Raw genomic sequence first — 6,220 nt, 5'->3', positions numbered from 1 at the left:
CCCCCGCCGCGGCCATGACGTCCTTGGCGAAGGCCTTGGAGCCCTCGATCCGGGCGGCCTCGGCCGAGGGACCGAACACCGGGACGCCGGCCGCGCGGAGGGCATCGGCCACCCCCGCCACCAGCGGCACCTCGGGGCCGATGACGACCAGGTCCACCTCGAGCCGCCGTGCCAACGCGGAGACCGTCGAGGGATCCGTCACCGACGCGTCGTGACACGTGGCCTGCACCATGCCGGGGTTGCCCGGCGCGGCGTGGAGCTCCGTCACCGCGGGGTCCGCGGCGAGGGCGACGAGGATGGCGTGCTCACGGGCACCGGAACCGATCACGAGAATTCGCACAGCGACCACAGTAGTCGCGCCCCCCGGGCGACGTGACCCGGCACGGCCGGTGCGGGCGTCGTCGGGTGGACCTCAGCTCGGCAGGTCGGTCGCGATCCCGTCCGGCAACGTGGCCTCATCGCGGACCCGCAGCCCCTCCGCGGTGAGCATGTCCGTCATGCAGAGATCGAGCGTGCGCGCCGTCGCGTGGTCCGCCTCCGGGGTCCCCATCGGCTTGAGCCCGAACATCGCGTGCGAACAGAGGCCGTCGATCCCCGCCCACAGGACGCGCTGGTCCCTGATCCTCGTCCCCGGACGGAAGATCCCCGCCGTGATCCCGCGGTCGACGATCTGCTGCATGATCTCGGCGACGTCCGAGGCCGCGAACGCGACCGTCGGCGACTCCCCCAGAGTCTCGATCATCATCCGCGCCCAGGCGGGCTCCGCGACCGTGAACGCCACGATCGCGATCCCCGCGTTGCGGAGGTCCAGGTAGGCCGCGAGCCCCGGGGCCGACTCCGCGCCGGTGACCCCCGGGAGGGCGACACGCTCACCCATCGCGGCGAACCCGCGGGCCGAGACCTCCTCGACCAACTGCTGCCGGTTGGTGAAGTGCCGGTAGGCGGCGGTGGCCGACACCCCGATGACCGGCGCGATCTCCCGCAGCACGATCACCTTCTCCCCCGAGGACCTCGCCCGCGTGGTGGCCTCGTGGATGATCGCGTTCCGCAGGTCACCGTGGTGGTAGGACTTCTTCTTGACGGTGTCGTCTGCCGTCGGTGCCGTTGCCTCGATCATCTGCCGTCCCTCCGCCATCCTCTAAGGACCGTTCGCCGCTCGTTGTCCGGGTGGCGTACCCCTCATTACACCACGAGCCACCGCGCATCAGCGGCAACCGGCCGCCCCGGGTACGTAGGCTGGGAGCATGTCGACCGTTTTCAGCAAGATCATCTCCGGTGAGCTGCCGGGCAGGTTCGTCTGGGAGGACCCCGAGGTGGTCGCCTTCCTCACGATCGCGCCCGTCGCGGCCGGCCACACCCTCATCGTCCCGCGAGAGGAGATCGACCGCTGGACCGACCTCGACCCCCGGCTGTGGGCGCGGCTCAACGAGGTCGCCCAGGCGGTCGGCGAGGCCGTCGTCGAAGGTTTCGGGGCGTCACGGGCCGGTTACCTGATCGCGGGGTTCGAGGTCCCACACACCCACATCCACGTCTTCCCCGCCGACGACATGTCCGGCTTCGACCTGTCCCGCGCGGACCCCGACGCCCCCGCGGAGGAGTCGGACGCGGCGGCCGCGACGATCCGTCGCGCTCTGCGGCAGCTCGGCCACGACGAGTTCGTGCCCGGGGACTGACCGGCCCACCCCGACTCGCCGCCCCGGTGGTCGGGTCGGGCGGGTGACCGGCTCAGTGCCCGAGCGCGCGCGTCACCTCGCCCATGTCCTGGTAGTCGCACCATTCGCTGACCAGGCCGTCACGCAGCGTGAAGAACGCGCCGACGGCGAGTGTGATGGGTGTGCCCCCGATCGTGAGGAACGTGGTCCTGCTCACCGCGGCCGTGTCCCCCGACGACAGCACCCGGCGGATCTCCACCCGGACGTCGGTGGAGACCTCCTCGTTGAACTCGATCAGCTGGGCCAGCCCGTCGCGGCCGCGCACCACCTGGGTGCCCTCGATCCGCAACTCGAGGTCGGGCGTGCACAGCGAGGTCGCTGTGTCCACGTCACCACGGAACGTGGCCTCCACGAGCCCCCTGGCCACCTCTCCGGAGCCGCCGCGCCGTTCGTCCTGGTCCATCGGACCGCCCCCGTCCACCGTCTACTCCGAGATCGTGTTCAGAGTACGTAGGTCCTTGTAGTCCTCCCAGCGGGTCACCACACCGCCCTCCACCTCGACGAACGACAGGGCCGGGATCTCCACGCCCCCCTCGGGCAGCGTGTAGGTCTCCAGCCGCTTGAGCGCGACGATCCCCGGTTCCGCCACCGCCGACAGGACGGCCACGTCGAGGAACCCGGACAGACGCGCGAGATCCTCGATGATGTCACGCAGGCCGTCGTGCCCCTCGTAGAGACGGAGGTGGCCGCCGTTGGTGTAGACGATCGACGGCGAGGAGAGCGCCAGCGCGGCGTCCACGTCACATGAGGTGACGGCGCGCATCCACGCCTCGGCGATCCGCCGGGTGGACTCAGCGTCGACGCCCCCGTCCACGTCTCCGGAGCCCTCGCCGTCGCTGAACACCTGCCACATCCTACCCAGAAACCTGAGAAAACTAAACGTATACCGCGCGCGCGTGGCGTGCACTCCCGGCTCCACCGGGCGGCGGGTGAGAGCTGGAGACGAGACTTGAACTCGCAACCGCCCGATTACAAGTCGGGTGCGCTACCAATTGCGCCACTCCAGCACGGCTCCGGCACGGCCGGGGTCCGGCTCACATCCTAACCGGATCCCGGGCCGCGCTCTCGACCGCCGCGGTCTTGACTACGGTGTCCACGTGGAGATCCGCGACGCACCTGCCCCGTTCACCCGCCCCCTGGCGTGGCTGGGTCTGCGCAAGTCCACGATGGACCTGGCGGTCGAGCCGCCCCTGTCACCGATGGCGCCGGTCGACCTGGACGACGACGGCGCCGTCACCGACGTCCTGAACCTGGCCCTGGAGATCGCCGGCATCCTCCTCTCCTCCGGGGAGGGCGCGGCGGACACCGTCGCCCAGGGGGAATCGGTCGCGGCGGCGTTCGGCCTGCCGGGCGCCACCGTCGAGGTCACCTTCACCTCGTTGACCATCGGCGTGAACCGCCGACGTGGTCGCCCGCCGATCTCCGTCATCCGGGTGGTCAACTACCGCACGATCGACATGACCCGGGTGACCCGTGTCGCCCGGCTCATCGACCTCATCGTGCGGCGCCAACTGACCGTCGAGCAGGCCACGGCGGAGGTCGAGCAGATCATCGCCTCCCCGCACCCCCACTCGTTCCGGGTCGCGGTCCTGGGGTGGGCGATGCTCGGTTGCGCGGTCGTCATCCAACTGGGTGGCAGCCCGCTCGCCGGACTCCTGTCCATGGTGTCGACGTTCGCGCTGATGTACGCCAACCGCTATCTGGACGGCCACCGCCTCCCGAAGTTCTTCCAGCAGATCGTCGGGGGGTTCATCGCGGCCGCCTGGGCGCTGTTGGCCTACGTGTTCCTGAGCGACAACTTCGTGGACATCCAGCCATCCACACTCGTCGCCGCGGGAATCATCGTGCTCCTCGCGGGGCTCACGCTCGTCGGCGCGATCGAGGACGCCATCACCGGGTTCCCCGTGACGTCGGCCGGCCGCGGCGTGGAGACGATGATCCTCACCGGCGGGGTTCTCGGCGGCATCACGATCGCCCTGGCGGTGTTCGCGCGACTGGGCATGTCCCCGCCCCCCATCGACCCGACCATCTCCGGCAACGCGCCCCTGTATCTCGCCGTCTTCGCGGCGGGGGTCGGGGCCGCCGGCTTCGCGGTGGCCAGTTACGCCACCGTGCGTGCGACGTGGCTCGCCGCGGCGGTCGGGGCGATCGGGATGGTCATCTTCCAGGTGGTCACGACGACCGGGCTGGGCGTGGTGGTGGGTTCCGCGCTCGCGGCCTGTGCGATGGGGTTGTTCGGCGGCATCCTCGCCCGTATCGCGACCGTCCCGCCACTGATCGTGACCATCGCGGGGATCACACCACTCCTGCCCGGGCTGTCCGTCTATCGGGGACTGTCGGCCCTCACCAGTGACCAGACCGGTATCGGTGTGGGACTGATGTTCCAGGCCCTGGCGATCGCGGTGGCCCTGGCGGCCGGCATCGTGTTCGGCGAATGGGTCACGCGTAATCTGCGCAGGTCCGCCGCCGCCGACCAGTGACGTAAGATGACGTCGGACGCCTGAGCCCACACGGGCCCTGCGTCCCATACCGACCACGGGAGGACACACATGGCATCCGCCGCAGCGGCCAGCAAGGAGCCCGAGCTCGACGTCGACCTCGAGCCCGTCGCCGACGAGACCGCATATCAGGCCCAGAGGATCGTGGCCTCGTACGCCGCAGACGCCGACGAGTGCCTGATGCTGCTCGAGATGCTCGGGATCGGCCCCGAGAAGGTCGACCCTGCCGACGTCGACTAGCCGCATCACAGCGATCACGGAAGGGACGGGGATGACGCGCGCGACCGAGCAGACGCCGCCGGACGCCGGTGCGGACTTCGTCGTCGTCGCCAATCGGCTACCCGTCGACCTCGTCCGTGACAAGGACGGCCGGGAACACTGGAAGGCCAGCCCCGGTGGGCTGGTGACGGCCCTGGAGTCCATCCTCAAGGCCAACCACGGCGCCTGGGTGGGTTGGCCCGGCGTGGCGGACGCCGCCCCCGAGCCCTTCGACGCCGACGGCATCCGGCTGCACTCGGTCACGCTGTCCGCCGAGGATGTCGGGCTCTACTACGAGGGGTTCTCCAACGGCACGCTGTGGCCGCTGTTCCACGACGTGGTGGTCCCCCCCGAGTACCACCGCGAATGGTGGAACGCCTACGTCGCGATCAACCGCCGGTTCGCCGAGGCCACCGCCGCGGCCGCCGCCACCGACGCCACGGTCTGGGTGCAGGACTACCAACTCCTGCTGGTCCCCCGCCTGTTACGTGAGATGCGTCCCGACCTGACCATCGGGTTCTTCCTCCACATCCCGTTCCCCCCCGTCGAGTTGTTCATGCAGCTGCCGTGGCGCTCGGAGATCGTCGAGGGGATGCTCGGGGCCGACCTGGTGGGCTTCCACCTGCCCGGGGGCGCTGACAACTTCCGGATCCTCGCCCACCGGCTCGGCGGCCACCCCTCGGTGCGGTTGCGCTCCACCCGGGGGCGGGCGTCCGAGATCCGGGTGGACGACCGGAGGGTCCGGGTGGGAGCGTTCCCCATCTCGATCGACTCGGCTTCCATCGACGCGGCCGCCCGCGACCGCGGCACCCGCGCCCGCGCGGAACGCCTGCGCACCGAACTCGGCTCCCCCGAGATCCTGCTTCTGGGTGTCGACCGCCTCGACTACACCAAGGGGATCGACGTCCGGCTCCGCGCCCTGGAGGAGTTGTTCGAGGAGGGGCGGCTCGAGACCGCCGACGTCACCCTGCTCCAGCTCGCCACCCCGAGCCGCGAGAGGGTCGAGCAGTACCAGATCATGCGCTCGCGGATCGAGGAGTCCGTGGGACGGATCAACGGTAGTTTCGGCGAGATCGGGCACCCCGTGGTGACTTACATCCACCGCCCCGTCCCCAAGTCCGAACTCACGGCCTTCTACGTGGCCGCCGACGTCATGCTTGTCACTCCCGTGCGCGACGGGATGAACCTTGTGGCCAAGGAGTATGTGGCATCCTGCACCGACGGCGAGGGCTCTCTCGTGTTGAGCGAGTTCGCCGGCGCCGCCGCCGAACTCCGGCAGGCGTACCTGTGCAATCCGCATGACCTGGAGGGGGTCAAGGACGCCATCATGGCGGCCGTCACCGAGGCGGAGGACGACCGTCGTCGACGGATGCGGGCGCTGCGCCGTCAGGTGCTGGGCAACGACGTCCACGCGTGGGCACGACGGTTCTTCGAGACGTTGGACGCCACCTCCGACGAGTGAGTCGACGGTTCCGGGCCCCCGGCCCGGCCGTCTTTAGAGTGCTTCCAGCTCCCCGAGCCTCCACGTGTCGTCGACCCGCACCATCGACACGGTGAGCCGGGAAGCCGAGCTCGCCGCCTCGGGCGCGTCCTTCGTCGACACCATCCGGTTGAGCATGAGCAGAACCGTGACGTTATCGGCGTCCACGACCTCCTGCGGCGCGGCGGCAGCCACCGTCGCGTAGACGCTGGCCTCCTGCTGTTTGGCAGCGGAGGCGACGGTGGGCATGGATTGCTCCACGAACTCCGACA

At 70.0% G+C, this 6,220-nt stretch carries 7 protein-coding genes, 1 tRNA gene and 2 pseudogenes; 4 read left to right on the top strand and 6 right to left on the bottom strand.

Annotation, left to right across the window (positions count from 1 at the left end):
* Nucleotides 1-340 (bottom strand): annotated as a pseudogene (locus G6026_RS16215) (phosphoribosylamine--glycine ligase); the annotation flags it as partial.
* Between the two features lie 72 nt (nucleotides 341-412).
* The gene (locus G6026_RS16210; RefSeq protein ID WP_182613771.1) at nucleotides 413-1,117 is read right to left on the bottom strand and encodes a TetR/AcrR family transcriptional regulator; all 705 of its coding nucleotides are present in this window, start codon (nucleotides 1,115-1,117) and stop codon (nucleotides 413-415) included.
* A gap of 127 nt (nucleotides 1,118-1,244) precedes the next feature.
* Here G6026_RS16210 and G6026_RS16205 point away from each other — a divergent pair, with 127 nt between their 5' ends.
* A complete protein-coding gene (locus G6026_RS16205) occupies nucleotides 1,245-1,673 on the top strand; it encodes an HIT family protein (protein ID WP_182613770.1) in 429 nt (142 codons plus the stop codon).
* 52 nt (nucleotides 1,674-1,725) lie between these two features.
* Here G6026_RS16205 and G6026_RS16200 read toward each other — a convergent pair whose 3' ends face one another.
* The 3 genes from G6026_RS16200 to G6026_RS16190 all read right to left on the bottom strand — a co-directional run bounded on the left by G6026_RS16200 (nucleotide 1,726) and on the right by G6026_RS16190 (nucleotide 2,719).
* On the bottom strand, nucleotides 1,726-2,115 hold the full coding sequence (locus tag G6026_RS16200; RefSeq protein WP_182613769.1) for a nuclear transport factor 2 family protein: 390 nt from the start codon (nucleotides 2,113-2,115) through the stop codon (nucleotides 1,726-1,728).
* Nucleotides 2,116-2,136: 21 nt separating this feature from the next.
* The gene (locus G6026_RS16195) at nucleotides 2,137-2,565 is read right to left on the bottom strand and encodes a nuclear transport factor 2 family protein (protein WP_194305836.1); all 429 of its coding nucleotides are present in this window, start codon (nucleotides 2,563-2,565) and stop codon (nucleotides 2,137-2,139) included.
* A gap of 81 nt (nucleotides 2,566-2,646) precedes the next feature.
* Nucleotides 2,647-2,719: transfer RNA gene (locus G6026_RS16190), tRNA-Thr, on the bottom strand.
* Nucleotides 2,720-2,809: 90 nt separating this feature from the next.
* On the opposite strand from G6026_RS16190, the gene G6026_RS16185 reads away from it, so the two are divergent.
* The 3 genes from G6026_RS16185 (at nucleotide 2,810) to G6026_RS16175 (ending at nucleotide 5,930) form a co-directional block, all read left to right on the top strand.
* Complete coding sequence (locus G6026_RS16185) at nucleotides 2,810-4,192, top strand: threonine/serine exporter family protein (protein WP_107748800.1); 1,383 nt, start codon at nucleotides 2,810-2,812, stop codon at nucleotides 4,190-4,192.
* Nucleotides 4,193-4,261: 69 nt separating this feature from the next.
* Nucleotides 4,262-4,450, top strand: coding sequence for a hypothetical protein (locus G6026_RS16180; protein ID WP_107748799.1), 189 nt, complete (start codon nucleotides 4,262-4,264; stop codon nucleotides 4,448-4,450).
* 31 nt (nucleotides 4,451-4,481) lie between these two features.
* Nucleotides 4,482-5,930 (top strand): trehalose-6-phosphate synthase, encoded by a 1,449-nt coding sequence (locus G6026_RS16175; RefSeq protein ID WP_182613767.1) that lies wholly within the window; start codon nucleotides 4,482-4,484, stop codon nucleotides 5,928-5,930.
* Nucleotides 5,931-5,963: 33 nt separating this feature from the next.
* Here the strand turns inward: G6026_RS16175 and G6026_RS16170 are convergent.
* Nucleotides 5,964-6,220 (bottom strand): annotated as a pseudogene (locus G6026_RS16170) (hypothetical protein); the annotation flags it as partial.

Origin of the sequence: Dietzia sp. DQ11-38-2, from assembly GCF_014145055.1 — a bacterium.
Lineage (GTDB): Bacteria > Actinomycetota > Actinomycetes > Mycobacteriales > Mycobacteriaceae > Dietzia.
The sequence above is the reverse complement of the archived record's forward strand: the minus strand, read 5'-3'. Positions and strand labels throughout refer to the sequence as shown.